Raw genomic sequence first — 23,810 nt, forward strand, 5'->3', positions numbered from 1 at the left:
GTCGTGGTCGTGACCAAACCCGCGACGCAGCGCCCCCGGCTGCCCAGCGTGGGCCGGCTCGGGTTGGTCGATCCGCAAGCGGCCGAACGCATAGCGCAACTCGGCTGGCACGACCACGACGACCAGGCCCACGTCGACCTGCTGTGGTCGCTGTCGCGCGCCGCGGACCCCGACGCCGCCCTGCTCGCCCTGGTGCGGCTGGCCGAGAACCCGGACGCCGGCTGGGACGAGCTCAACGCCGCCCTGCTCACCGAGCGCCCCCTGCGCGGGCGCCTGTTCGGTGTGCTCGGCGCGTCGCTGGCCCTCGGGGATCACCTGATCGCCCAGCCGCAGTCCTGGAAACTCTTGCGCGGCAACGTCACCCTGCCCACCCACGACCAGCTGCGCACGAAGTTCACCGAGTGCGTCGAGGAGGCGCTGGCCGACCCCGGTTCGGCGATGGTGCGCCTGCGCACCCTGTATCGCGATCAGCTGCTGGTGGTGGCCGCGCTGGACCTGGCCGCCACGGTCGAGGACGAACCGGTGGTGCCGTTCACCGTGGTGGCCGCCCACCTGTCGGACCTGGCCGACGCCGCGCTGGCCGCCGCGTTGCGGGTGGCCGAGAGCACCGTGTGCGGCGACAGGACGCCGCCGCGGCTGGCGGTCATCGCGATGGGCAAATGCGGTGCCCGCGAACTGAACTACGTCAGCGACGTCGACGTCATCTTCGTCGCCGAGCACGCCGACACCCTCACCACCCGGGTGGCCAGCGAGATGATGCGGCTGGCCTCCGAGGCGTTCTTTCAGGTCGACGCCGGGCTGCGGCCGGAGGGCCGCAGCGGCGAGCTGGTGCGCACCGTCGAGTCGCACATCGCCTACTACCAGCGGTGGGCGAAAACCTGGGAGTTCCAGGCGCTGCTGAAGGCGCGCGCGGCGGTGGGCGACGCGGAGCTCGGACAGCGCTACCTGGACGCGCTGATGCCGATGGTCTGGGTCGCCTGCGAGCGCGAGGACTTCGTGGTCGAGGTGCAGGCGATGCGGCGGCGGGTCGAGCAGCTGGTGCCCGCCGAGGTCCGCGGCCGCGAGATCAAGCTCGGCAGCGGCGGGCTACGCGACGTCGAATTCGCCGTGCAGCTCCTGCAGTTGGTGCACGGGCGCAGCGACGAGTCGCTGCACGTGGCGTCGACGGTGGACGCGCTGACCGCGCTCGGCCAGGGCGGCTACATCGGACGCGAGGACGCCGCGAACCTCACCGCCTCCTACGAGTTCCTCCGCCTGCTCGAGCACCGGCTGCAGCTGCAGCGGCTCAAGCGCACCCACCTGCTGCCCGAGCCCGACGACGAGGAGGCGGTGCGCTGGCTGGCGCGGGCCGCCCACGTCCGGCCCGACGGCCGCCACGACGCCGCCGGGGTGCTGCGCGAGGAGCTGCGGCACCAGAACCTGCGGGTGTCGCAGCTGCACGCCAAGCTCTTCTACCAACCGCTGCTGGAATCGATCGGCCCGGCCGGGCTGGAGATCGCGCACGGCATGACCTCCGAGGCCGCCGAGCGTCAGCTGGCCGCCCTGGGCTACGAGGGCCCGCAGTCCGCTCTGAAGCACATGTCGGCGCTGGTCAACCTGAGCGGCCGGCGCGGGCGGGTGCAGTCGGTGCTGCTGCCCAGGCTGCTGAACTGGATGTCGTACACGCCCGATCCCGACGGCGGGCTACTGGCCTACCGGCGGCTGTCCGAGGCGCTGTCCGGGGAAAGCTGGTACCTGGCCACCCTGCGCGACAAGCCCGCCGTCGCCCGCCGGCTCATGCACGTGCTGGGGACCTCGGCGTACGTGCCGGACCTGTTGATGCGCGCGCCCCGGGTCATCCAGGACTACGGCGACGGGCCGAGCGGCCCGCACCTGCTGGAGACCGAGCCCGCCGCGGTGGCCCGCGCGCTGGTGGCCTCGGCCGCCCGCTATTCCGACCCGGTGCGGGCGATCGCCGGGGCGCGCACCCTGCGGCGCCGCGAGCTGGCCCGGGTGGCGTCGGCCGACCTGCTCGGCATGCTCGAGGTCGTCGACGTGTGCAAGGCGCTGACCTCGGTGTGGGTGGCCGTGCTGCAGGCCGCGCTGGACGCGATGATCCGGACCAACCTTCCCGCGGACGGTAAGGCGCCGGCGGCCATCGCCGTCATCGGCATGGGCCGGCTGGGCGGCGCCGAACTGGGCTACGGCTCGGACGCCGACGTGATGTTCGTGTGCGAACCGGCTTCCGGTGTCGAGGATTCCGTCGCCGTGCGCTGGGCGACGACGGTCGCCGAGCAGGTCCGGACGCTGCTGGGAACGCCCAGCGTCGACCCGCCGCTGGAGGTCGACGCCAACCTGCGGCCCGAGGGCCGCAACGGTCCGCTGGTGCGCACCCTGGCCTCCTACGCCGCCTACTACGGGCAGTGGGCGCAGCCGTGGGAGGTTCAGGCGCTGCTGCGCGCGCACGCGGTCGCCGGCGACGCGGAGCTGGGGCAGCGGTTCCTGCTGATGGCCGACAAGACGCGCTATCCACCCGACGGGGTGTCGTCGGAGGCGATGCGCGAGATCCGCCGCATCAAGGCCCGCGTCGACGCCGAGCGGCTGCCGCGCGGCGCCGACTCCAACACGCATACCAAGCTGGGCCGCGGGGGACTGGCCGACATCGAATGGACCGTGCAGCTGCTGCAGCTGCGGCACGCCCACGAGATCCCCGCGCTGCACACCACGTCGACGCTGGCGTGCCTGGACGCGATCGCCGAGGCCGACCTGGTGCCCGCCGACGAGGTGGAGCTGCTGCGGCAGGCCTGGCTGACGGCCACCCGGGCCCGCAACGCGCTGGTGCTGGTCCGGGGTAAGCCCACCGACCAGCTGCCGGGCCACGGGCGCCAGCTGAACGCGGTCGCCGTGGCCGCGGGCTGGCCGACCGACGAGGGCGGCGAATTCTTGGACAACTATTTACGGGTGACGCGACGCGCAAAGGCCATCGTGCGCAAGGTGTTTGGAAGTTGAGTCAGGAGGCCGGCGCGTTGGACGCCATATTCGAGGTGCTCAGCGCGACGGAAGCCGATCGCGTGACCGCGCTGTATGCGCCGTTGGCCGATGCGGTCCGCGGGCTCGTCGACGCGACCATCCGCACCGAGGCCGACGACGACGTCGTCGCCGAGGCCCGGCGGGCGATCGAGGCCGTCACCGCATCGCTGCGGCAACGCACCCGCCCGATCGGGGTGAGCTACCGCGTCGACGGCCGCCCGCTGCCGTTGGGCAACGCCGCGATCGGCGTGTGCAACCCCATCGCCCCGCCGATCGTCGTGCACCACGCGGGCGAGGGGCGCTGCTGGAGCGAGTTCGTCCTCGGCTCGGCCTACGAGGGCCCGCCCAAGCTGGTGCACGGGGGCGTCAGCGCCCTGGTGCTCGACCACATGCTCGGCGAGGCGGCCAGCGAGGGCCTGTCCAAGGCGCGGTTCACCGGGACCATCACCGTGAAGTATCTGCGCGGCACGCCGCTGGGCCCGCTTCGTTGTGAGGCGTGGGTCGACGGCAAGGAGGGCCGCAAAGTCTTTGCGCGCGGCGCCATTTCGGATTCCAATGGCGTCACCGTCGAGGCCGACGGCGTCTTCATCGAGCCGGCCTGGGCGCAGGAGGCGCAGTGAAGTTCTACATCAGCAGCGCCTTTTTGAACACCCGCGAGATCATCGAGCTCGCCAAGGCGGCCGACGAACTCGGCTACGACGGGATCGGCATCCCCGACCACGTCGTCAACCTCGAGACGCTGGACACGCCGTACCCGTACACCAAGGACGGGGAACGGCGTTGGCAGCCCTTCACCGACTGGCCGGACCCCTGGGTGCTCGTCGGTGCGCTGGCCCAGGTCACCACGCGGCTGCGGTTCGTCAACACGGTCTACATCCCCGCGATGCGCAACCCGTATTCGGCGGCGAAAGCCATTGGCACCGCCGCGGTTTTGGCGTCGGGCCGGGTGGAGCTGGGCATCGGCGTGGGCTGGTGCCGCGAGGAATTCGCGTTGATGGGTGAGCGATTCGAGGCCCGCGGCAAACGCACCGACGAAATGATCGAGCTGATGCGGGCGCTGTGGTCGCCGGGCTGGACGGAGTTCGAGGGCGAGTTCTATACCGCGCCGCGCCTCGAGATGCAGCCCACCCCGCCGCCGATCCCGGTGTACGTCGGGGGGCTGAGCGAGATCGCGTTGCGCCGCGCCGCCCGCAACGACGGCTGGATCGGGGATCTGATCAACACCCAGCGCGCGCTCGATGCCATCGGCCGGCTGCGGGAGATGCGGGCCGAAAACGGTTTGTCCATGGACGATTTCACCGTGTTGACCCCGCTGACCGACGCGTTCACCACCGCCGACTATCGGCGCGCGGAGGCCGGCGGCATCACCGGGATCATCACGATGCCGTGGATGTTCTACGCCGGGCCCGACGCCACCCTCGACGACAAGATCGACGGCATGCAGCGCTTCCGCAAGGACCTTGCGCTCGACGGCTGAGCGCGCGTCGCGCAGAACATCATTGTCGAGAGTTGAGCGCCGTCGCGGCCCATGCGGCGAGCCAGCCGGCCTCTGCCAACGCGTCGACCAGATACATCTTGCTGATGCGTCCCTTCGGCGCGTACAGCACGTCGATCGTTCCGAGCGTCAGCGCCGACCCGATTCCGATCCGCCGTGCCAGCCGCAGGCTGGCCGGGTCGGCGGTGGCGCCCGTTTGGGCCACTCCGATGCAGGCCATCAGACCGGCGACGGTATATACCAGCCACCGGTCGATCTTGGGTCCCAGCACCGCTTCGAAGCTTCGCCGATGCACCATCGGCCACAGGCCGCCCGCCAGGTTGAAAGTTCCGTGTAGCCGCGCCACCGTCAGAGCCCGGCTCAGGTTCAGCGGGGCGCCCGGTATCGCTGTGCCCATGGCCAGCCGACTACCCAGGATGGGCCACAACAAACCGCGGCACAGACGAAACCACCCGCGCGGCAACCGAACCACGCGGGTGGTTTTCGTCAGGCCGACTCAGACGTCCTTAAACGTCGTAGTACAGCGCGAATTCGTAGGGGTGCGGCCGGATCTGGACCGGCAGGATCTCGTTCTCGCGCTTGAAGTTGATCCACGTCTCGATGAGGTCGGGCGTGAAAACGCCGCCCTCGGTGAGGTATTCGTGGTCTTCTTCCAGCCGGTCGATCACCGCGGACAGCTGCGTGGGCGCCTGCGGGATGTTGGCGGCCTCTTCGGGCGGCAGCTCGTAGAGGTCCTTGTCGACCGGGGCCTGCGGCTCGATCTTGTTCTTGATGCCGTCCAGGCCGGCCATCAGCATGGCCGAGAACGCCAGGTACGGGTTGCCCGAGGAGTCGGGGCAACGGAACTCGAGCCGCTTGGCCTTCGGGTTGGTGCCGGTGATCGGGATCCGGACACAGGCCGAGCGGTTGCGCTGGCTGTAGACCAGGTTGATCGGGGCCTCGTAGCCGGGCACCAGCCGCTTGTAGGAGTTCACCGTGGGGTTGGTGAACGCCAGCAGCGACGGCGCGTGGTGCAGCAGGCCGCCGATGTAGTGGCGGGCGGTGTCCGACAGGCCGGCGTAACCGGTCTCGTCGTACATCAGCGGGCTGCCGTCCTTCCACAGCGACTGGTGGGTGTGCATGCCGGAGCCGTTGTCACCGAACAGCGGCTTGGGCATGAACGTGACGGTCTTGCCGTTCTGCCAGGCCGTGTTCTTGACGATGTACTTGTAGAGCATCATGTCGTCGGCCGCGTGCAGCAACGTGTTGAACTTGTAGTTGATCTCGGCCTGGCCGCCGGTGCCCACCTCGTGGTGACCCTTTTCCAGGCTGAAGCCGGCGGTGATCAGGTTGGACAGCATCTTGTCGCGCAGGTCGACGTAGTGGTCCACGGGGGCGACGGGGAAGTAGCCACCCTTGGGGCGGACCTTGTAGCCGCGGTTGGGGCTGCCGTCGAGCTCGTTGGGCGAGCCGGTGTTCCACCAGCCCGAGATCGCGTCGATCTCGTAGAACGAGCCGTTGGTGCGCGAATCGAAGCTCACCGAGTCGAAGATGTAGAACTCGGCCTCGGCGCCGAAGTACGCGGTGTCGGCAACGCCGGTGCTGATCAGGTAGTTCTCGGCCTTACGGGCGATGTTGCGGGGGTCGCGCGAGTACGGCTCGAGGGTGAAGGGGTCGTGCACGAAGAAGTTCAGATTCAGCGTCTTGGCTTCGCGGAACAGGTCGATCTGCGCCGTAGCGGGGTCGGGCAGGAGCAACATGTCCGATTCGTGAATGGACTGGAATCCGCGAATGGACGAGCCGTCGAATGCCAAGCCGTCCTCAAAAACGCTCTCGTCGAAAAACGAAATCGGAATGGTGAAGTGCTGCATGATGCCGGGCAAATCACAGAACCGCACGTCGACAAACTCGACGTTTTCGTCCTTCGCGAGTTTGAAGACGTCGTCGGGCGTCTTTTCCGTCACAGAGTGCTCCTTTACTTGGTGAGATCCGCGGCCTGACGCTAGGGAGCAGATGTTGCCCGTCAGTCAACCCGATGTTGCGCGCACGTTACGTGACCATGCCACACGCAAAAAGTGGCCGCTTTGGCGGCGGGTTCTATTGTGGGGCCATGGATCGCAAGATCGTATCTTTTCTGGTGGCAGAGCGCACCGTCCGCCCACCGTTCCGGACCCGGCCGTCGGTTTATTCGGACCCCGGTCCGCGGCGATGACGCCGGAATCGCGATCCGCCTACCCCGGTGAAAAGCTGGGATTGCCCGAGAGCGGGCCGGGCTCGCTGGCGCGGATGGGACGACGGCTGGGCGCGCTGACCATCGACTGGCTCATCGCGTTGGGCCTGGCGGCGCTGGCCATGCGGCTCGGGTGGTTCCCCGAAGGGGCGCTGGCGACCGCCGAGCTGGTCATCTGGTTCGTGCTGGGCGTGGTCTCGGTGCGGCTGTTCGGCTTCACGCCCGGCCAGCTGGCGCTGGGTCTGCAGGTGGTGACGGTGGACGGGCGCGGGCTGGTCGGCACGGGCCGCGCGGTGGTGCGCGGTCTCCTCGTCGGCACCGTGGTCCCGGCGCTGTTCACCGACTGGGACGGCCGCGGGCTGCAGGATCGGCTGACCGCGACGGCCGTGGTGAGGCGCTGAACTGAAAGCCAGCGATTACTTGCGGCGCACCGTGCGCTGCACACCGCGCATCTTGCCCGCGTTGGGCAGCGGACCCTTGGGCATCACGGCGGCCCCGGCCCGCGTCCCCAGCGCGGCCAACCGGGACTCCAGCGTGTCCATCTGCTTGACGGTGATGTTGGCCGGTAACCGGGTGAGATGGCGCTCCAGCTTGGCCAGGGGCACCTCGTCCTCGCCGTTGCCGACGATGATGTCGTAGATCGGCACGTCCCCGATCAGGCGGGCGGTGCGCTTCTTCTCCTGCGCCAGCAGCGGGCGCACCCGGGTCGCCGACCCCTCGCCGACCAGGATCACGCCGGGCCGGCCGATGACGCGGTGCACGGCGTCGAAGTGTCCGGTCGCGGCCACGCCGGGGGTCACCCGCCACTTGCCGCGCAGGTTGTCCAGTGCCCATGCGGCCGCCCCGGTTTGGCCTTCGGCCTTGCGGTAGACCGACTTCTGGGCGCGGCGACCGAAGACGATGAACGCGACCAGCGCGCCCAGCACCACGCCGAGCGGGAGCAAGGTGATCATCGTCAGCCCGCCGGCCCACAGCCCGACGCCCACCGAGATGCCCACGACCAGCACGAAGGCGCCGATCATGTACGGCAGCAGGCGCTTGTCCTCCTGGCGTTGCAGGTTGAACGCCTGCCACAACTGGGTGCGGCGCTCCCGCGCGGCGGCCTTGCGGGCGGCCTGCGCCTGCGCTCGGGCGGCCTTGTTCTGCGCGGCAGTGCGGGATTTAGCCATAGTCAAAGAATACGTAGCGCCCCGGCGGCTACCGTGCCGCGGCGTCCGAGGAGCGGGCGGCGGCGGCTTGCTGATAGAGCCGACCCGCGCGATACGACGAGCGCACCAGCGGTCCGGACAGCACCCCGGAGAACCCCAGCCCCTCGGCGTGCTGCGCGAACCCGACGAATTCCTCCGGCTTCACCCACCGCTCGACGGGATGATGCCGCGCCGAGGGCCGCAGGTACTGGGTGATGGTGATGATGTCGCAGCCGGCGTGACGCAGGTCGGCCAGGGCGGTGCGCACCTCGTCGGGGGTCTCGCCCAGGCCGAGGATGAGGTTGCTCTTGGTGACCAGCCCGGCGTCACGTGCCGCGGTGAGCACGTCCAGGCTGCGCTGGTAGGTGAAGGCCGGCCGGATGCGCTTGAAGATGCGCGGCACGGTTTCGACGTTGTGCGCCAACACTTCCGGGCGCGACTCGAACACCTCGGCCAGGCGGGCGGGCTCGCCGTTGAAGTCGGGGATCAACAGCTCGACGCCGGTCGACGGGTTGAGCTCCTTGATGGCGCGCACCGTCTCGGCGTAGAGCCACGCGCCGCCGTCGGGCAGGTCGTCGCGGGCCACCCCGGTGACCGTGGCGTAGCGCAGCCCCATCGTGCGCACGCTGTCGGCCACCCGCCGGGGCTCGTCGCGGTCCAGCTCGGCGGGCTTGCCGGTGTCGATCTGGCAGAAGTCGCAGCGACGGGTGCACTGGTCGCCGCCGATCAGGAAGGTGGCCTCGCGGTCCTCCCAGCACTCGAAGATGTTGGGGCAGCCGGCCTCTTCGCAGACCGTGTGCAGGCCCTCGCGCCGGACCAGGCTCTTGAGCTCCGTGTATTCCGGGCCCATCCGGGCCCGCACCCTGATCCACGGCGGCTTGCGCTCGATCGGGGTTTCGGCGTTGCGCACCTCCAGGCGCAGGAGTTTGCGTCCCTCGGGTGCGACAGTCACATCGCTGATGCTACGCGCGCGGCGCTGTCGTGCTCGCGCACCGGCAGCACCCCGTCCAGGGCGTCGCAGACGGCGTCGGCGACGGTCGGGCGGATGTCGTCGACGGTCACCGGGCGGCGCAGTTCGGCCGACAGGGACGTCACCCCGGCGTCGCTGATGCCGCACGGCACGATGGCGTTGAAGGCGCCCAGGTCGCAGTCGCAGTTGAGCGCGAACCCGTGCAGGGTGGTGGCGCGCGACACCCGCACGCCGATCGCCGCGACCTTGCGGTCGGGCCGGCCGTCGGTGCCCGGCACCCACACCCCGGACCGGCCCGGGACGCGGACCGTGTCCAGGCCCAGGTCGGCGCACACCTTGATCAGCGCTTCCTCCAGTCGCCGCACGTAGTTGACCACGTCGAGCGGTTCGACCAGGCCGATGATCGGATACCCGACCAGCTGACCGGGACCGTGCCAGGTGATCTTGCCGCCGCGATCGGTGTCTATGACGGGGGTGCCGTCGGCCGGGCGTTCGTGGGGCTCGGTGCGCCGTCCCGCGGTGTAGACCGCCGGGTGCTCGAGCAACAGCAACGTGTCGCCGCCGCCCGCGGCGCGGGCGTCGGCCAGGTCGCGCTGCTGCTGCCAGGCCACGCGGTAGTCGACGGTTCCGAGCTGGCGGACGTCGATCAGGGACCGGCTGGACCGGATGGAATCGATCACCTTCGCGACGGTACTCGGCCCGCGCGCGCAAGGGCGACGCACGTGCCGCTAGTCGTGGTCGCGCCGGGCGGTGGCGTAGCCGAGCGCCTCACCAATCGTGTTGTGGTGGAACAGAAAACCGGCGCGCTCCAGCGCCGACGGGATGGCCCGCTGGCCCGTCAGCAGGCCTTCGTCGGCGAACTCCCCGAGCGCGGCCCGCACGGCGAACCCGGGCAGCATCAACGGCGTCGGACGGTTGACCGCCCGCCCGAACGCGGTGGTGAACTCGGCGTTGGTGACCGGCGCGGGCCCGGTCATGTTCACCGGCCCCGACAGCGCGGTGTTCGATATCGCGAACAGCAGCGCGCGCACTTCGTCCTCCAGCGTGATCCACGACATGTACTGCCGACCACTGCCCAGCCGGGCCCCGAGGCCCGTGCGGAACAGCGGCCGCAACCGCCCCAGCGCGCCACCGGCGGGGGAGAACACCAGCCCGGTGCGGGCCAGCACCACGCGGGCGCCGCCGTATTGGGCCGGCAGCGTGGCGGCCTCCCAGTCCTCGCACAGCCGGGCCAGGAAACCGCTTCCGGCACGGTCGTTTTCGTCGACCACGCGGTCCTTGGTGTTTCCGTAGAAGCCCACCGCGCTGGCGTTGACCAGGGTTGCCACCCCGGCGTCGGCGACGGCGTGCGCCAGGACTTCGGTGGGGGCGATGCGGCTGTCGCGCAGGCTCTGCTTGAAGGCGCCCGACCAGCGGCGCTTGCCGATGTTGACGCCGCACAGGTTGACGACGGCGTCGACGTCGCCCAGCGTGTCGGGGTCGAGGTCGCCGCTCTCGGGGTTCCAGTGCACCTCGTCGGCGTTGCTCGGCGCGCGACGCACGATGCGCAGCACCCGGTGGTCGGCGGCCCGCAGGGCCGCGGTGAGGGCGGAGCCGATCAGGCCGGACGACCCTGCGACCGCGACGACGAACTTTTGACCAGCCACGTTCGCGCTCAGAGCCCGAGGTCTGCCTCGAACGCTCCCTCTTCGAGCCGGTGCTTGATGGTGGTCAGGAACCGCCCGGCGTCCGCGCCGTCGATCAGCCGGTGGTCATAGGTCAGCGGCAGGTAGCAGATCGAGCGGACACCGATCGATTCGTTGCCGAATTCGTCGACGATCACCCGGGGGCGTTTGACGATGGCGCCGGTGCCCAGCATCGCCGCCTGCGGCGGGACCAGGATCGGGGTGTCGAACAGCGCCCCCTGGCTGCCGATGTTGGTGATCGTGAACGTGCCCCCCGAGAGCTCGTCGGGTTTCAGGTTCCCCGAGCGGGCGCGCGCGGCGATATCGGCGATCGCCCTGGCCAGCCCGGCCAGCGACAGGTCGCCCGCGTTGTGCACGACGGGGGAGAGCAGACCCTGTTCGGTGTCGACCGCGAAGCCGAGGTGCTCGGCGTCGAAGTAGGTGATCTCCTTGGTTTCCTCGTTGTAGCTTGCGTTCACGTTCGGGTGGATCTTGAGGGCGTCGATCACCGCGCGGGCGATGAACGGCAGGAAGGTCAGGTTCACGCCTTCGCGTTCGGCGAACGCCGCCTTGGCCCTGGCCCGCAACCCGACCAGCCTGGTCATGTCGACCTCGTGGGTCTGGGTGAGTTGGGCTGTGGCCTGCAGGGATTCGCGCGTCTTGTTGGCGGTGATCTGACGGATCCGGCTCGCCTTCTGGGTGGTGCCGCGCAGGTGCGCCAGCGCCGGCGCCGGGGCGGGCGCGGGAGCGGCCTTGCGGGCCTCGCCGGCAGCGGGAGTGGGAGCAGCGGCGGCGGCGGGCGCCTTGTCGGCCTGCTGCTTGCGCTCGGCGGCCGCCAGCACGTCTTGCTTGCGGATGCGGCCGCCCACTCCGGTGCCGGTGACCGAACTGAGGTCGATGTTGTTCTCGGCGGCCAGTTTTCGCACCAGCGGCGTCACATAAGGGGTGCCGTCGCCGCTCGCGTCCGCCGGCTGGGCCTGTGCGGGTTGGGCTTTCGGCTCGGGTGCCGCCTTCGGTTGCGGTGCGGGGGCCGGCGTCGGTTCGGGCTTCGGCTGCGCCTGGGGCTGTGGTTGTGGCGCGGGTTCCGGCTTGGGTTCGGCCTTGGGCGCGGGCGGCGGCTGCGGCGCGGCGGGGGCGGCGGCCTCGGAACCGCTGCCGATGCGGGCCAGCTCGCCGCCGACGGGCACGGTGGCGTCTTCCTCGGCGGTGATGCTGATCAGCACACCGGCCACCGGCGACGGGATCTCGGTGTCCACCTTGTCGGTGGACACCTCGACAAGCGCGTCGTCGACCTGGACCGAATCGCCGACCTTCTTGAGCCAGCGGGTCACGGTGCCCTCGGTCACCGACTCACCCAGTTCGGGCATCAGCACCGGGGTGGCGTCGCCGCCGCCGGAGCTCTGCTGGGCCGGCTGCGGCTCGGGCTGGGCCTGGGGCTGCGGCTCGGGCTCGGGTTGCGCCTCGGGCTGGGCGGGGGGCGCCGACTGCGCCTGCGGCTCTTGCCGGCTCGGCGCCTGCGATCCGCCGTCCTCGTCGCCGATCACGGCCAGCTCGCCGCCGACCTCGACGGTGTCGTCTTCCTGGGCGACGATCCTGGTCAGCACACCCGCGGCCGGCGACGGGATTTCGGTGTCCACCTTGTCGGTCGACACCTCGACGAGCGGCTCGTCGAGTTCGACCGTGTCGCCTTCCTGCTTGAGCCAGCGGGTGACCGTCCCCTCGGTGACGCTCTCACCGAGTGCCGGCATCTGGACGGAGAAGGCCATCTTTTCTGACTCCTCGATCGCTCGTGGGTCGGGGCGGGTCGTGCAGCTCGCTTGTGGAAGGCGAAGTAGCAATCCAAAACTATCCTGTCACTGCGGCCGCGCCGGCACGCAGCCAGGGCGGATACCGCGCGCTGGCCGGGTGACCCCGATCACGCTTGCTACCGTGTGGCCACGGCAGCCAGAGCGGGAGGTCCGATGCCGCCATCACAACAACTACCCCGGCATTTCGTCGACAGCGCGGACGGCGCGCGCATCGCCGTCTACGAAGAGGGCAACCCCGAGGGCCCCACCGTGGTGCTGGTGCACGGCTTTCCCGACTCGCACGTGCTGTGGGACGGCGTCGTGCCGCTGCTGGCCGAGCGGTTCCGGATCATCCGCTACGACAACCGCGGCGTCGGCCTTTCCTCGGTGCCCAAGCCGGTATCGGCCTACAGCATGGATCGCTTCGCCGACGACTTCGCGGCGGTGACCGGCGAGCTGAGCCCGGGCGCGCCCGTGCATGCGCTGGCCCACGACTGGGGCTCGGTGGGGGTGTGGCACTACCTCAAGCGCCCCGGCGCGGGTGACCGGGTGGCCACGTTCACGTCGGTGTCCGGGCCCGCTCAGGACCAACTGGTCGACTACATCTTCACGGGCCTGCGCGCGCCGTGGCGTCCGCGTACCTTCCTCCGGGCGCTCAGCCAGGCGCTGCGGTTCACGTACATGCTGCTGTTCTCGATCCCGGTGCTGGCGCCGTTGTTCCTGCGGCTGACGCTGTCGGTGCCGGCGCTGCGCCGCAACGCGGTCGACAACATTCCCGTCGAGCAGATCCATCATTCCGACAAGCTCGCGCGCGACGCCGCCCAGTCCGTGAAAACCTATCCCGCCAACTACTTTCGCTCGTTCTCCGGTCGCAAGGACGGCGTCGCGGTCATCGACGTGCCGGTGCAGCTGATCGTCAACACCAGGGACAAGTACGTGCGGCCGTACGGGTACGACCACACCCCGCGCTTCGTGCCGCGGCTGTGGCGCCGCGACATCCGGGCCGGTCACTTCTCCCCGATGTCGCACCCGCAGGTGATGGCGGCGGCGGTGCACGACTTCGCCGACCTGATCGAGGGCAAGCAGCCCAGCCGCGCCCTGTTGCGCGCGCAAATCGGGCGGCCGCGCGGATCGTTCGGCGACACCCTGGTGTCGGTCACCGGCGCCGGCAGCGGCATCGGGCGCGAGACCGCTTTCGCGTTCGCGCGCGAGGGCGCCGAGGTGGTGATCAGCGACATCGACGAGGCGGCCGTCAAGGCCACCGCCGCCGAGATCGCCACCCGCGGCGGCGTCGCGCACGCCTACGTGCTCGACGTGTCCGACGCGCAGGCGGTGGAGGCGTTCGCCGAGCGGGTCAGCGCCGAGCACGGCGTGCCCGACATCGTGGTCAACAACGCCGGCGTCGGGCAGGCGGGCGGGTTCCTGGACACCCCGGCCGAGCAGTTCGACCGCGTGCTCGACGTCAACCTCGGCGGGGTGGTGAACGGCTGCCGCTCGTTCGGGCGGCGGATGGTGGAGCGCGGCACCGGCGGCCACATCGTCAACGTGTCGTCGATGGCCGCCTACGCCCCGCTGCAGTCGCTGAGCGCGTACTGCACGTCGAAGGCGGCCACCTACATGTTCTCGGACTGTCTGCGCGCCGAACTCGACGCCGCCGGCGTCGGCCTGACCACGATCTGCCCCGGCGTCATCGACACGAACATCATCAAGACCACCCGCTTCGACGCACCCGCGGGAAAGCTGGCCGAGGCCGTCGACGGGCGCCGCGGGCAGCTGGGCACGATGTTCGCGCTGCGGCGCTACGGCCCCGACAAGGTCGCCAACGCGATCCTGTCGTCGGTCAGGAAGAAGAAACCGATCCGCCCGGTCACGCCGGAAGCCTATGCGCTGTACGGACTTTCGCGGGTGGCGCCGCAGGGTCTGCGCAACGCCGCGCGGATGCGGGTGATCTGAGGCGATTACGGGCCCGTGGCCGCGCCGCGGCGCCCGGTCAGCAGGGTGGCGCCGATCGCGATGACGCCGAGCACGGCCAGCGGGATGGCCCACGCCCGGCGGCCACCCACCGACGACTGGCACTGCGCGACAAAGTCGGTGTGCGGGACGATCTGGTTGAGGATCGGGATATTCGCGCCATTGCTGTTGTTCGCGCTTCTGGCCTCGGAGAGATCCGTCGCGACGGCGTTGCCGCACCCCACCGAGTGGCCATTGCTGTCGGTGACCGACACCGGCGCCAACAAACCGATGACCCCGGCCAGCAACAGCACCGCGCCCACACCGATGATCAACCGTCGCGCCGTCATGGTTTGCCTTTCGCTTTTTCCTGCCGGGGATTACGACCGCTTGCAGATTAACCGGAGCGCCTCGCCGATAAACCCGGACGGATACAGCGCCCGTGGGTGGGTATCCCGCCGCAGTAGTCACGAGCGGAAAGGATGTGCGGTGATCACTGCGACGCGAGAGGTGCCCGTCCCGTGCGAGCGGGTCTGGGAGGTGCTTGCGCAGGGCTGGACCTACACCCAGTGGGTGGTCGGCAACAGCCGCATGCGCGCCGTGGATCCGAACTGGCCGGAGGCCGGCTCCTCGATCAGGCATTCCATCGGGATCTGGCCGCTGGTGATCGACGACGCCACCATCGTGGAGGAAAGCGAACCGCCACACAGGCTGGTGTTGTGCGCCCGCCTGGGGCCGATGGGCGCCGCGCGGATCACGATGCTGCTGCACGAGATTCCGCAGGGGTGCCGGATCGAAATGATCGAGGTGCCGGTCGAGGGCCCGATGAGCCTCGTTCCCGATGCGGTCGCGTTGGCCGCGGCCTACCCGCGTAACAAGGAGTGCCTGTTGCGGCTGGCGGCACTAGCGGAACGTCTGGAGCCGAGCCAGGTGAAGTGACCGTGCACGACGCTGCCGACGCGGTCGTCATCGGTGCCGGGCACCATGGGCTGGTTGCCGCCGCGATGCTGGCCGACGCGGGGTGGGACGTGCTGGTGCTGGAAGCCCAGCCGGAGCCCGGCGGCGCGGTGCGCAGCGCCGAGCTGACCCCGGGCTACATCACAGACCTGTTCAGCTCGTACTACCCGATGACGGTGGCCTCGCCCGCGATCGCCGCGCTGCGGCTCGAGGACCACGGCTTGCGATGGTCACACGCGCCCGCGGTGGTGGGCCACCCCCGCGGCGGCGCCGACGACGACCCGCCCATTATCTACCGCGACCCGGCGCGCACCGCCGCGGAATTCGCGCGCCGCGAGCCCGCCGACGGCGAAAACTGGTGGCGCATCGTGAAGTTGTGGGAGCGCATCAAGGCGCCCCTGCTCGACGCGATGCTGGCGCCCTTCCCGCCCGTGCGCCCGCTGCTGCGGCTGCTGGCCGAACTCGGTACGTCGGAAGCGATCCGGGTCGCGCGCCTGCTGGTGCAGCCGGCCAACACCATGGCGAGCGAGCTATTCGCCGGGGAGGCACCGCGAGTCTTGTTGTTGGGCAACGCCATGCACGCCGACGCCCCGCCCGATGCGCCGATCAGCGGCGCCATGGGTTTTTTGATGACGATGCTGGCCCAGGACTGCGGCTGGCCGGTGCCGGTCGGGGGGTCGGGACAGCTGACGGCCGCGCTGGTCAGCCGTGCCCGCTCCGCCGGCGCGCGAATCGAGTGCAACGAGAACGTTTCTCGCATCGAGGTGCGCGGCGGCCGGGCGGTCGCGGTGACGACGGCCGAGGGGCGCACGGTGCGGGCGCGTCGGGCGGTGGTGGCCGACGTGACGGCGCCGCGACTGTTCTGCGACATGCTGCCCGCCGACGCGGTGCCGCCCAAGGTGCGGCGCGACCTCGAGCACTTCGCGTGGGATCCGCCGGTGGTCAAGGTGAATTATGCGCTGCGCGAGCCGGTTCCGTGGCGGGCGCAACGGCTGCGCGGCGTGGGCACCGTGCACCTCGGGGCCGACGGCGACGGGCTGGTGCGCTGGATGGCCGACCTGAACACCAAGACGGTGCCCGAGCATCCGTTCATGTTGCTGGGGCAGACCACCACCGCCGACCCGACCCGGTCGCCGGCGGGCACCGAAAGTGTGTGGGCGTACACGCATTTGCCCCGCAATGTCGCCGACGACTCCTCTGCCGAGCGCCTCGCCGACTCGGTGGACCGGGTCATCGAGGAGCATGCGCCCGGCTTCGGCGCGGCGGTGATCGACCGGTTCGTGCAGCGCCCGTCGGACCTGGAGGCCAGCGACGCCAACCTGCACCTGGGCGCGCTCAACGGTGGCACCGCGCAGCTTCAGCAGATGCTGATCTTTCGACCGGCGGCCGGGATGGGCCGGGCCGAAACCCCGGTCGAGGGGCTGTATCTGGGCAGTGCGTCGGCCACCCCGGGCGGTTCGGTGCACGGCGCCTGCGGGCGCAACGCCGCCAACGCCGCGCTGGCCGCGGGCGGGGTCAGCGGCTGGCCGCGGCGCAGGCTGACCCGCGCCGCGATGTCGCTGCTGACGAAATAGTCTGCGCGTCAGCCGTTTTCGGCGATGTCCTCGAGCACCGCGAACATGGTGCGGACCGGCACGCCGGTGGCACCCTTGGGCGAATACCCCCACGGCCCGCCGGTGTTGTAGGCCGGGCCGGCCACGTCGATGTGCGCCCAGCCCACGCCGTCGGCGACGAACTCGCGCAGGAACACCCCCGCCACCAGCATGCCGGCGAAGCGCTGCCCGCTGATGTTCGACAGGTCGGCCACCGTGGACTTCAGGTCCTCCTTGAGTTCGTCGGGCAGCGGCATCGGCCAACCGTTTTCGCCGACCCGCTGCGAGATCGCGGCCACGCGATCGCGGAACTCGTCGCTGCCCATCACCCCGGGGATCCGGCTGCCCAGCGCCACCGTCTGCGCGCCGGTCAGCGTGGACGTCTCGATCAGGTAGTCCGGGTTGTCCTCGCAGGCGCGCACGATGGCGTCGGCCAGGATCAGCCGGCCCTCGGCGTCGGTGTTCTGCACCTCGACGGTGATGCCGCCGTACTGCGTCAGCACGTCACCCGGGCGCTGCGCCGTCGCCGACGGCATGTTCTCGGCCATCGGCACGGTGGCGATCACGTCTATGGGCAGCTGCAGCTGCGCGGCCAGCGTGACCGTCGCGATGACCGCCGCGGCCCCGCCCATATCCGAGGTCATGTGGTGCATCCCGGCCGCCGGCTTGATCGAGATGCCGCCGGTGTCGAACGTGACGCCCTTGCCCACCAGGGCGACTCGCTTCGCCTGCTTGGACCGCTTGGCCAGCTTCGCGCCCCGGTGGGTCAGCCGCACCAGCCGCGGCGGCCGCGACGACCCCTGGCCGACGCCGATGATCCCGCCGTAACCGCCCTTGCGTAGCGCCTTGTCGTCGAGCACCTCGACCTCGAGTCCCACCGACTCGCCCAAAGCCCTTGCACGCTTGGCGAATTCGTCAGGGAACAGGTGGCTCGGCGGGGTGTTGACGAAGTCGCGGGCGGTGGCGACCGCGGTCGCGACGGCCGCACCGTGCGCGGCGTCCTTCTTGGCGTCCTTGGCGGTGGCGAGCACCGTGATCTTGCCCAGCCCTTTGTCTTTGGGTGCGGACTTGGGGCTGCGAAAGTCGGTGAACCGGTAGCTGCCCAGGATCAGGCCCTCGACGGCGGCCGAGACGACGCCGTCACCGGGCAGCTCGCCCAGCGTGGTGATCACGGCCGCGGTGCTGCCCAGGGACCGCGCGGCCACCCCGGCGGCGCGGCGGACCGTGTCGGCCGGCCACTCCGGCCGCGGCTTGCCCAGGCCGATCGTCAGCACGCTGGACACCGGCAGCGATCCCACCACCAGGCGGTGCACCTGGTCGGCGCCGCCGGTGGCCTCCAGCGCGCGCAGCCCCGACTCGATCTCGGCGACCGCATCCGAGGACAGAAACGGCCCGGCCTCGGTGACGGCCGCGCCCGGCTTGTCGTCGTCGCCGGTCGAGACGACGGGCACGATCAGCACGGTGGACGCGGCGGCGCGCCGGGGCAGCGAGGAGGCGACAGTGACAGCGGGGGAGGCGTAACCGGGTTCTGTGCTCATCCGCATCACCCTAACGGGCCGGCCGTCGCGGCCCCTTAGGGTGAAGAGTCGTGAGCAACGAAGCCGACCTTCTGCACGGACCGTTAGAAGACCGTCACCGCGACCTGGGTGCCAGCTTCGCCGAGTTCGGCGGCTGGCTGATGCCGGTGTCGTATGCGGGCACGGTCAGCGAGCACAACGCGACGCGCAACGCGGTCGGCCTGTTCGACGTCAGCCACCTGGGCAAGGCCTTGGTGCGCGGGCCGGGCGCCGCGCGGTTCGTCAACGCCGCGCTCACCAACGACCTGAACCGGATCGGGCCCGGCAAGGCGCAATACACCCTGTGCTGCACCGAATCCGGCGGGGTCGTCGACGATTTGATCGCCTACTACGTCGACGACGACGAGATCTTTCTGGTGCCCAACGCCGCCAACACCGCGGCCGTGGTCGACGCGCTACAGGCGGCCGCGCCCCCCGAACTGTCCATCACCAACCTGCATCGCTCCTATGCGGTGCTGGCCGTACAGGGCCCGCGCTCGGCCGACGTGCTCGGCGAGCTGGGCCTGCCCACCGACATGGATTACATGGCCTACGCCGACACCTCGTATTCCGGGGTACCGGTGCGGGTCTGCCGCACCGGGTACACCGGCGAGCACGGCTACGAGCTGCTGCCGCCGTGGGAGTCCGCCGGTGTGGTGTTCGACGCGCTGGCCGCCGCGGTCACGGCGGCCGGCGGCGAGCCGGCCGGCTTGGGCGCCCGCGACACGCTGCGCACCGAGATGGGCTATCCACTGCACGGGCACGAACTGTCGCTCGACATTTCCCCGCTGCAGGCCCGCTGCGGCTGGGCGATCGGCTGGAAGAAGGAGGCGTTCTTCGGCCGCGACGCCCTGCTGGCCGAGAAGGAGGCGGGGCCGCGGCGGCTGCTGCGCGGGCTGCGGATGACCGGCCGCGGGGTGCTGCGCGCCGGGCAGACCGTGCTGGCCGGCGACACCCCGGTCGGGGTGACCACTTCGGGCACCTTCTCCCCGACGCTGCAGGCCGGCATCGCGCTGGCGCTCCTCGACACCGACGCCGGGGTCGAGGACGGCCAGGAGATCACCGTCGACGTCCGCGGCCGTCGCGCCGCCTGCGAAGTCGTGCGCCCGCCGTTCGTCGCGGTGAAAACCCGCTAGCCGCGCCGCCCGCGCGGGCGAAATCCGATTCGGCGGGCGGATATACAATCGGCGGATGACCAGTGGCTCCCTCGAGTTCACGGTTTCGCGCTCGACACGTCCGGCGACCGACACCGAACGCGAAACCATCCTGGCCGAGCCGGGTTTCGGTAAATACTTCACCGACCACATGGTGGCGATCGAGTACGACGAGGGCCGGGGCTGGCACGACGCGCGCGTCATCCCCTACGGCCCGATCGAGTTGGACCCGTCGGCGCTCGTGCTGCACTACGCCCAGGAAATCTTCGAGGGCCTCAAGGCGTACCGCTGGGCGGACGGCTCGATCGTCTCGTTTCGCGCCGAGGCCAACGCCGCCCGGCTGCGGTCCTCGGCGCGGCGGCTGGCGGTTCCCGAACTGCCCGAAGAACTGTTCATGGAATCCCTGCGCCAGCTCATCGCCGTCGACAACGCCTGGGTCCCGTCCGCCGGTGGGGAAGAGGCGCTGTATCTGCGCCCGTTCGTCATCGCCACCGAGCCCGGACTGGGCGTGCGGCCCTCCCGGCAATACCGCTACCTGGTGATCGCCTCGCCGGCCGGCGCCTACTTCAAGGGCGGCATCAACCCCGTCACGGTCTGGGTGTCGACGGAGTACGTGCGGGCCAGCCCCGGCGGCACCGGCGCGGCCAAATTCGGCGGCAACTACGCCGCCTCGCTGTCCGCTCAGGCCGAAGCCGCGGCCCACGATTGCGACCAGGTGGTGTGGCTGGACGCCGTCGAGCGACGCTTCGTCGAGGAGATGGGCGGCATGAACATCTTCTTCGTGTTCGGCAGCGGGGGGTCGGCGCGGCTGGTCACCCCGGAACTGTCCGGCTCATTGCTACCCGGAATCACGCGGGATTCGTTGCTGCAGTTGGCCATTGACGCCGGGTTCTCCGTCGAGGAACGCAAGATCGACATCGACGAGTGGCAGAAGAAGGCCGCCGCGGGCGAGATCACCGAGGTGTTCGCCTGCGGCACCGCCGCGGTCATCACACCCGTCTCCCACGTCAAGTACGGCGACGCCGAATTCACCATCGCCGACGGCCAATCCGGCGAGGTGACGATGGCGCTGCGCGACACGCTCACCGGGATTCAGCGGGGCACCTTCGCCGACACCCACGGCTGGATGGCCCGGCTCGGGTAGGCGGCTCGGGTAGGCAGCTCGGGTAGCCGCCCGATCGCCCGGCCAGCCGGGCGCTCGGGTGTCGGCGCCCGGCTGGCCGGGCGCTCGGCGTGCTACCACCGCACCAGGCCCGCGAGCGCCACCGCGCACACCGTCGTCGTCAGCTCGATCGCGGCGCCCAGCACGTCGCCGGTGATCCCGCCGAAGCGGCGCGCGCAGTGCCGCACCAGGACCGCGCCGCAGCCCAGGCCCAGCAGCGCCGCCGCCGGTCCGTGCCACGGCCGTGGCCCGGCCGCCAGCGAAACCCCCAGCAGCACCGCGACCCAGGCCGCCACCACGGCCGTCGGCTGACTTCCGGCGACCGCGGCACCCAGCGCGCTGCCCTCGGCGGCCGGCACCGCGCGGTGGCCGGCCAGCACCGCGGCGACCCGCCCGGCGAACACCGCCACGGCGATCCCGACGAGGCCGCGCACCCCGCCGCCCGCGCCCAGCGCCGAGAACGCCAGCCCCTGCAGCAGCACCACGACGACGACGGCGGCCACCCCGAACGGCCCGGTCGATCCCTCCCGCATCACCGCCAGCGCCCGCTGCGGCGGCCCGTAGCAGCCCAGGCCGTCGGCGGTGTCGGCGACGCCGTCGACGTGCAGGCCGCGCGTGATCAGCAGCAGCACCACGACCGCAAGCGCCCCGGGCAGCGGGCTGGACGGCCCGAACGCGTGAACCCCGCCCCAGGTCACCGCCGCGGCCAGCGCACCCAGGGCCGCACCCACCACCGGCAGCGCCGTCAGGGCGCCCCGACCCATCGGCGCGGTCCGTGCACCCGGGACGGGCAGCACCGTCCCGAACGCGAAAGCCGTTGCCAGCGAACGGATCACGACGGGGGAGCGGCCTGGTCGGGGCGGTTGGACACGCCGGCCTCGGTGAACGTGGCCATCGACGACAGCGCGGCCACCGCGGCGCGCAGCACCGGCACCGCCAGCGCGGCGCCGGTTCCCTCGCCCAGCCGCATGCGCAGGTCGAGGATCGGCTCCAGATCCAGTGCCGTGAGCGCCAACGCGTGGCCCGGCTCGGTGGACCGGTGACCGGCCTGCCACCACATCCGGGCGCCGGGAGCCAGGTGCTCGGCGACCAGCGCGGCCGCCGTCACCGCCATGCCGTCGAGCAGAAGCGGTGTGCGCCGCACCGCAGCCTGCGCGCAAAAGCCCGCCATCGCCGCCAGATCCGCGCCGCCCGCGCAGCGCAGCAGCGCGACCGGGTCCGGCAGCACCTGCCGCGCGCGGAACAGGGCGTCGCGCACCGCGGCGGTCTTGCGTCCCCACCCCGCGTCGTCGATCCCGGTGCCGAAGCCCACCACCACGACCGGCTCGGCGTTGGTCAACGCCGCCACCAAAACCGCTGCGGCCGTGGTGTTTCCGATGCCCATGTCACCGGCGATCAGCAGATCCGCGCCCGCGTCGACCTCCTCGTCGGCGATGGCGGCGCCGGCGGCCAGGGCCCGCTCGGTCTCCTCGTCGCTCAACGCGTCCTGCACCGTGATGTCGCCGCTGCCGCGCCGCACCTTGTGGGCGCCGATCGGTGGACTGAGCGCCTCGGCGTCGACCGCCAGGTCCGCGACGCGCACGCTCGCCCCGGCGATGCCGGTCAGCGCGTTGATCGCTGCCCCGCCGGCGTCGATGTTGGCGACCATCTGCGCGGTCACCTCCGGCGGGTAGGCCGACACCCCCGAGCCGGCGACACCATGATCACCGGCGAACACCACCACCCGGGCGCGCTCGAACTGTCGCGGGGGGCATTGGCCCTGGCACGACGCGATCCACACCGACAGGTCCTCGAGGCGGCCCAGCGCGCCGCGCGGCTTGGTCAGGGCGTCCTGGCGCGCGCGGGCGGCGGCCGCGGCGCCCGCGTCGGGCGGTGACACGACGGCGAATTCCATTAGCCCCCCGGCGGTTTGATCGGCACCGCCTGCCCGGCCACCACCAGCACGACCCGATCGCACAGCCGGGCGAGGCGCTGGTTGAGGCCGCCGAGTTCGTCGGCGAACCGGCGCCCGGACGCGGTGGCGGACACGACGGTCAGCCCGACTTCCGGGCTGACCAGCACCAGTGTCGAGGCGAAGCCGCCGACCGCGGACACCACGTCGTCGACCGGCGCCGCCACCGAGCCGCCCTCCCATGCGTTCTCGCGGTCCATCGCGCCGGCCAGCCAGGTGCCGAGGTCGTCGACCAGGGTGGGGGTGTCCGCGGATTGCCGCAATTGCGTTGCGATGTCCTGGGTTTCGATCGTCGCCCAATGCGCGGGCCGGCGCTCACGATGTTCGGCGACCCGGTGCGCCCAGGCCGCGTCGTCGGCACCGGCAGGCCCGGGAGCCAGGTAATGAACCGGCCGGCCGGGCGGCAACCCCGCGGCGATGGCGTCCTCCGCCCACCGTGACTTGCCTGACCTGATCCCGCCGAGCACCAGGGTGCGCACCGGCGTCAGCCGGCCTTCGGGTAACGGTTATTCGACACTGGCGCCATGCTTGACCTGGGGCCGTGGCGCCCGCAGCCGGCGCATCTGGGAGGCGCGGCCGGCGGCATAAAGGCCTAGCTTCCAACGGCTTTCGGTGTTGTCGGGGAATTTCGCGTCGACCAGCTTGCTGACTTTGCGGCCCAGGATCAGGCCGTCGACGCTCATCACCGCCATCAGCGCCAGCATCGCCGGGGAAATCCAAAGCTGCAGCTGCGGGACGCCGAACATGACGAACATCAAAAACAGGGTCGACGGCATGAACAGGCCCAGCAGGTTGCGCCGGGAATCCACCACGTCGCGCACGTAGCGCCGGATCGGGCCCTGGTCGCGCGGCAGCAGGTAGCCCTCTTCGCCGGCCATCATGCGATTGCGGCGCTCCGACATGCGCGCGCGGTTGGCGGTCTTTTCGGCGCGGCGCTCCTCACGACTGAGCTTGGGCCCGGCCAGCGATTTGCGCCGGGCCCGCGCCTCGGCGGAGGTCATGGGTGCGGGCGCGACGGGGCCCTTCTTCGCGTTCCGGCGGGCCTCGTTGCGCTTGGGCGTGGGACGCCCCTTGGGTCCGGTCCGGCGGGGTGCGGCGTCCGGGGCGCCAGCAACGTCGGAGGCGGCCGACACGGCCACGGTTTCATCGAGGTCGGTGTCCTGGCCC

22 protein-coding genes are annotated in these 23,810 nt (G+C 71.0%); 9 read left to right on the top strand and 13 right to left on the bottom strand.

Annotated elements, in window-relative coordinates; genetic code table 11:
* Positions 1-3 precede the first annotated feature (3 nt).
* The 3 genes from K883_RS18660 to K883_RS18670 are packed head-to-tail and all read left to right on the top strand — an operon-like array spanning position 4 to position 4,486.
* Positions 4-2,988 (top strand): bifunctional [glutamine synthetase] adenylyltransferase/[glutamine synthetase]-adenylyl-L-tyrosine phosphorylase, encoded by a 2,985-nt coding sequence (locus K883_RS18660; RefSeq protein WP_036455184.1) that lies wholly within the window; start codon positions 4-6, stop codon positions 2,986-2,988.
* Entirely contained in the window at positions 2,985-3,629 is a 645-nt protein-coding gene (locus K883_RS18665; protein WP_036455185.1) for a PaaI family thioesterase, read from the top strand. The genes K883_RS18660 and K883_RS18665 overlap by 4 nt, the downstream gene beginning before the upstream one ends.
* Complete coding sequence (locus K883_RS18670; RefSeq protein ID WP_036455186.1) at positions 3,626-4,486, top strand: TIGR03619 family F420-dependent LLM class oxidoreductase; 861 nt, start codon at positions 3,626-3,628, stop codon at positions 4,484-4,486. The genes K883_RS18665 and K883_RS18670 overlap by 4 nt, the downstream gene beginning before the upstream one ends.
* 19 nt (positions 4,487-4,505) lie before the next feature.
* On the opposite strand, the gene K883_RS18675 is transcribed toward K883_RS18670, so the two are convergent.
* Both K883_RS18675 and glnA read right to left on the bottom strand, forming a co-directional pair.
* Complete coding sequence (locus tag K883_RS18675; protein ID WP_051701167.1) at positions 4,506-4,901, bottom strand: hypothetical protein; 396 nt, start codon at positions 4,899-4,901, stop codon at positions 4,506-4,508.
* A 109-nt stretch (positions 4,902-5,010) separates the two neighbouring features.
* Positions 5,011-6,447 carry a type I glutamate--ammonia ligase gene (gene glnA, locus K883_RS18680; protein ID WP_036455187.1) on the bottom strand — a complete coding sequence of 479 codons (1,437 nt, stop codon included), beginning with the start codon at positions 6,445-6,447 and terminating at the stop codon, positions 5,011-5,013.
* Positions 6,448-6,691: 244 nt separating this feature from the next.
* Between glnA and K883_RS18685 the strand changes: the two genes are divergently transcribed.
* Entirely contained in the window at positions 6,692-7,114 is a 423-nt protein-coding gene (locus K883_RS18685; RefSeq protein WP_036455188.1) for an RDD family protein, read from the top strand.
* A 15-nt stretch (positions 7,115-7,129) separates the two neighbouring features.
* Here the strand turns inward: K883_RS18685 and K883_RS18690 are convergent, their stop codons facing one another.
* The 5 genes from K883_RS18690 to sucB are packed head-to-tail and all read right to left on the bottom strand — an operon-like array spanning position 7,130 to position 12,300.
* Positions 7,130-7,882: a DUF4191 domain-containing protein gene (locus tag K883_RS18690; protein WP_036455189.1), complete on the bottom strand. Its 753-nt coding sequence runs from the start codon at positions 7,880-7,882 to the stop codon at positions 7,130-7,132.
* 28 nt (positions 7,883-7,910) lie between these two features.
* Complete coding sequence (lipA, locus tag K883_RS18695; RefSeq protein WP_036455190.1) at positions 7,911-8,852, bottom strand: lipoyl synthase; 942 nt, start codon at positions 8,850-8,852, stop codon at positions 7,911-7,913.
* Positions 8,849-9,550 (bottom strand): lipoyl(octanoyl) transferase LipB, encoded by a 702-nt coding sequence (lipB, locus tag K883_RS18700; RefSeq protein WP_036455191.1) that lies wholly within the window; start codon positions 9,548-9,550, stop codon positions 8,849-8,851. The genes lipA and lipB overlap by 4 nt, the downstream gene beginning before the upstream one ends.
* A gap of 48 nt (positions 9,551-9,598) precedes the next feature.
* Positions 9,599-10,516 carry a TIGR01777 family oxidoreductase gene (locus tag K883_RS18705; protein ID WP_008256026.1) on the bottom strand — a complete coding sequence of 306 codons (918 nt, stop codon included), beginning with the start codon at positions 10,514-10,516 and terminating at the stop codon, positions 9,599-9,601.
* 8 nt (positions 10,517-10,524) lie between these two features.
* Positions 10,525-12,300: a 2-oxoglutarate dehydrogenase, E2 component, dihydrolipoamide succinyltransferase gene (gene sucB, locus K883_RS18710; protein ID WP_036455192.1), complete on the bottom strand. Its 1,776-nt coding sequence runs from the start codon at positions 12,298-12,300 to the stop codon at positions 10,525-10,527.
* 195 nt (positions 12,301-12,495) lie between these two features.
* On the opposite strand from sucB, the gene K883_RS18715 reads away from it, so the two are divergent.
* Positions 12,496-14,274 (top strand): SDR family oxidoreductase, encoded by a 1,779-nt coding sequence (locus K883_RS18715; protein ID WP_036455193.1) that lies wholly within the window; start codon positions 12,496-12,498, stop codon positions 14,272-14,274.
* Positions 14,275-14,279: 5 nt separating this feature from the next.
* On the opposite strand, the gene K883_RS18720 is transcribed toward K883_RS18715, so the two are convergent.
* The gene (locus K883_RS18720; RefSeq protein WP_008256029.1) at positions 14,280-14,621 is read right to left on the bottom strand and encodes a hypothetical protein; all 342 of its coding nucleotides are present in this window, start codon (positions 14,619-14,621) and stop codon (positions 14,280-14,282) included.
* A gap of 139 nt (positions 14,622-14,760) precedes the next feature.
* Between K883_RS18720 and K883_RS18725 the strand changes: the two genes are divergently transcribed.
* Together K883_RS18725 and K883_RS18730 are read left to right on the top strand one after the other, a co-directional pair.
* Positions 14,761-15,210 (top strand): SRPBCC family protein, encoded by a 450-nt coding sequence (locus K883_RS18725; protein ID WP_036455194.1) that lies wholly within the window; start codon positions 14,761-14,763, stop codon positions 15,208-15,210.
* Positions 15,207-16,802 (top strand): phytoene desaturase family protein, encoded by a 1,596-nt coding sequence (locus tag K883_RS18730; RefSeq protein ID WP_036455195.1) that lies wholly within the window; start codon positions 15,207-15,209, stop codon positions 16,800-16,802. The genes K883_RS18725 and K883_RS18730 overlap by 4 nt, the downstream gene beginning before the upstream one ends.
* Before the next feature lie 8 nt (positions 16,803-16,810).
* Here the strand turns inward: K883_RS18730 and K883_RS18735 are convergent, their stop codons facing one another.
* Positions 16,811-18,358: a leucyl aminopeptidase gene (locus K883_RS18735; RefSeq protein ID WP_036455196.1), complete on the bottom strand. Its 1,548-nt coding sequence runs from the start codon at positions 18,356-18,358 to the stop codon at positions 16,811-16,813.
* Between the two features lie 50 nt (positions 18,359-18,408).
* Here K883_RS18735 and gcvT point away from each other — a divergent pair, with 50 nt between their 5' ends.
* Positions 18,409-19,512, top strand: a complete 1,104-nt coding sequence (gcvT, locus tag K883_RS18740; RefSeq protein ID WP_020822301.1) for a glycine cleavage system aminomethyltransferase GcvT — start codon at positions 18,409-18,411, stop codon at positions 19,510-19,512.
* A 55-nt stretch (positions 19,513-19,567) separates the two neighbouring features.
* A complete protein-coding gene (locus K883_RS18745; RefSeq protein ID WP_020822302.1) occupies positions 19,568-20,674 on the top strand; it encodes a branched-chain amino acid aminotransferase in 1,107 nt (368 codons plus the stop codon).
* 92 nt (positions 20,675-20,766) lie between these two features.
* Here the strand turns inward: K883_RS18745 and K883_RS18750 are convergent, their stop codons facing one another.
* Genes K883_RS18750 through K883_RS18765 form a run of 4 tightly spaced genes read right to left on the bottom strand, consistent with a single transcriptional unit; the run spans position 20,767 to position 23,782 of the window.
* Complete coding sequence (locus tag K883_RS18750) at positions 20,767-21,528, bottom strand: adenosylcobinamide-GDP ribazoletransferase (RefSeq protein ID WP_020822303.1); 762 nt, start codon at positions 21,526-21,528, stop codon at positions 20,767-20,769.
* A complete protein-coding gene (gene cobT / locus K883_RS18755; protein ID WP_020822304.1) occupies positions 21,525-22,586 on the bottom strand; it encodes a nicotinate-nucleotide--dimethylbenzimidazole phosphoribosyltransferase in 1,062 nt (353 codons plus the stop codon). The genes K883_RS18750 and cobT overlap by 4 nt, the downstream gene beginning before the upstream one ends.
* Positions 22,586-23,122, bottom strand: a complete 537-nt coding sequence (locus K883_RS18760; RefSeq protein ID WP_020822305.1) for a bifunctional adenosylcobinamide kinase/adenosylcobinamide-phosphate guanylyltransferase — start codon at positions 23,120-23,122, stop codon at positions 22,586-22,588. The genes cobT and K883_RS18760 overlap by 1 nt, the downstream gene beginning before the upstream one ends.
* Positions 23,123-23,149: 27 nt before the next feature.
* On the bottom strand, positions 23,150-23,782 hold the full coding sequence (locus K883_RS18765) for a DUF3043 domain-containing protein (RefSeq protein WP_225324938.1): 633 nt from the start codon (positions 23,780-23,782) through the stop codon (positions 23,150-23,152).
* Positions 23,783-23,810: the final 28 nt, after the last annotated feature.

This window comes from Mycobacterium sp. TKK-01-0059 (assembly GCF_000709305.1).
GTDB classification, from domain to species: domain Bacteria; phylum Actinomycetota; class Actinomycetes; order Mycobacteriales; family Mycobacteriaceae; genus Mycobacterium; species Mycobacterium intracellulare.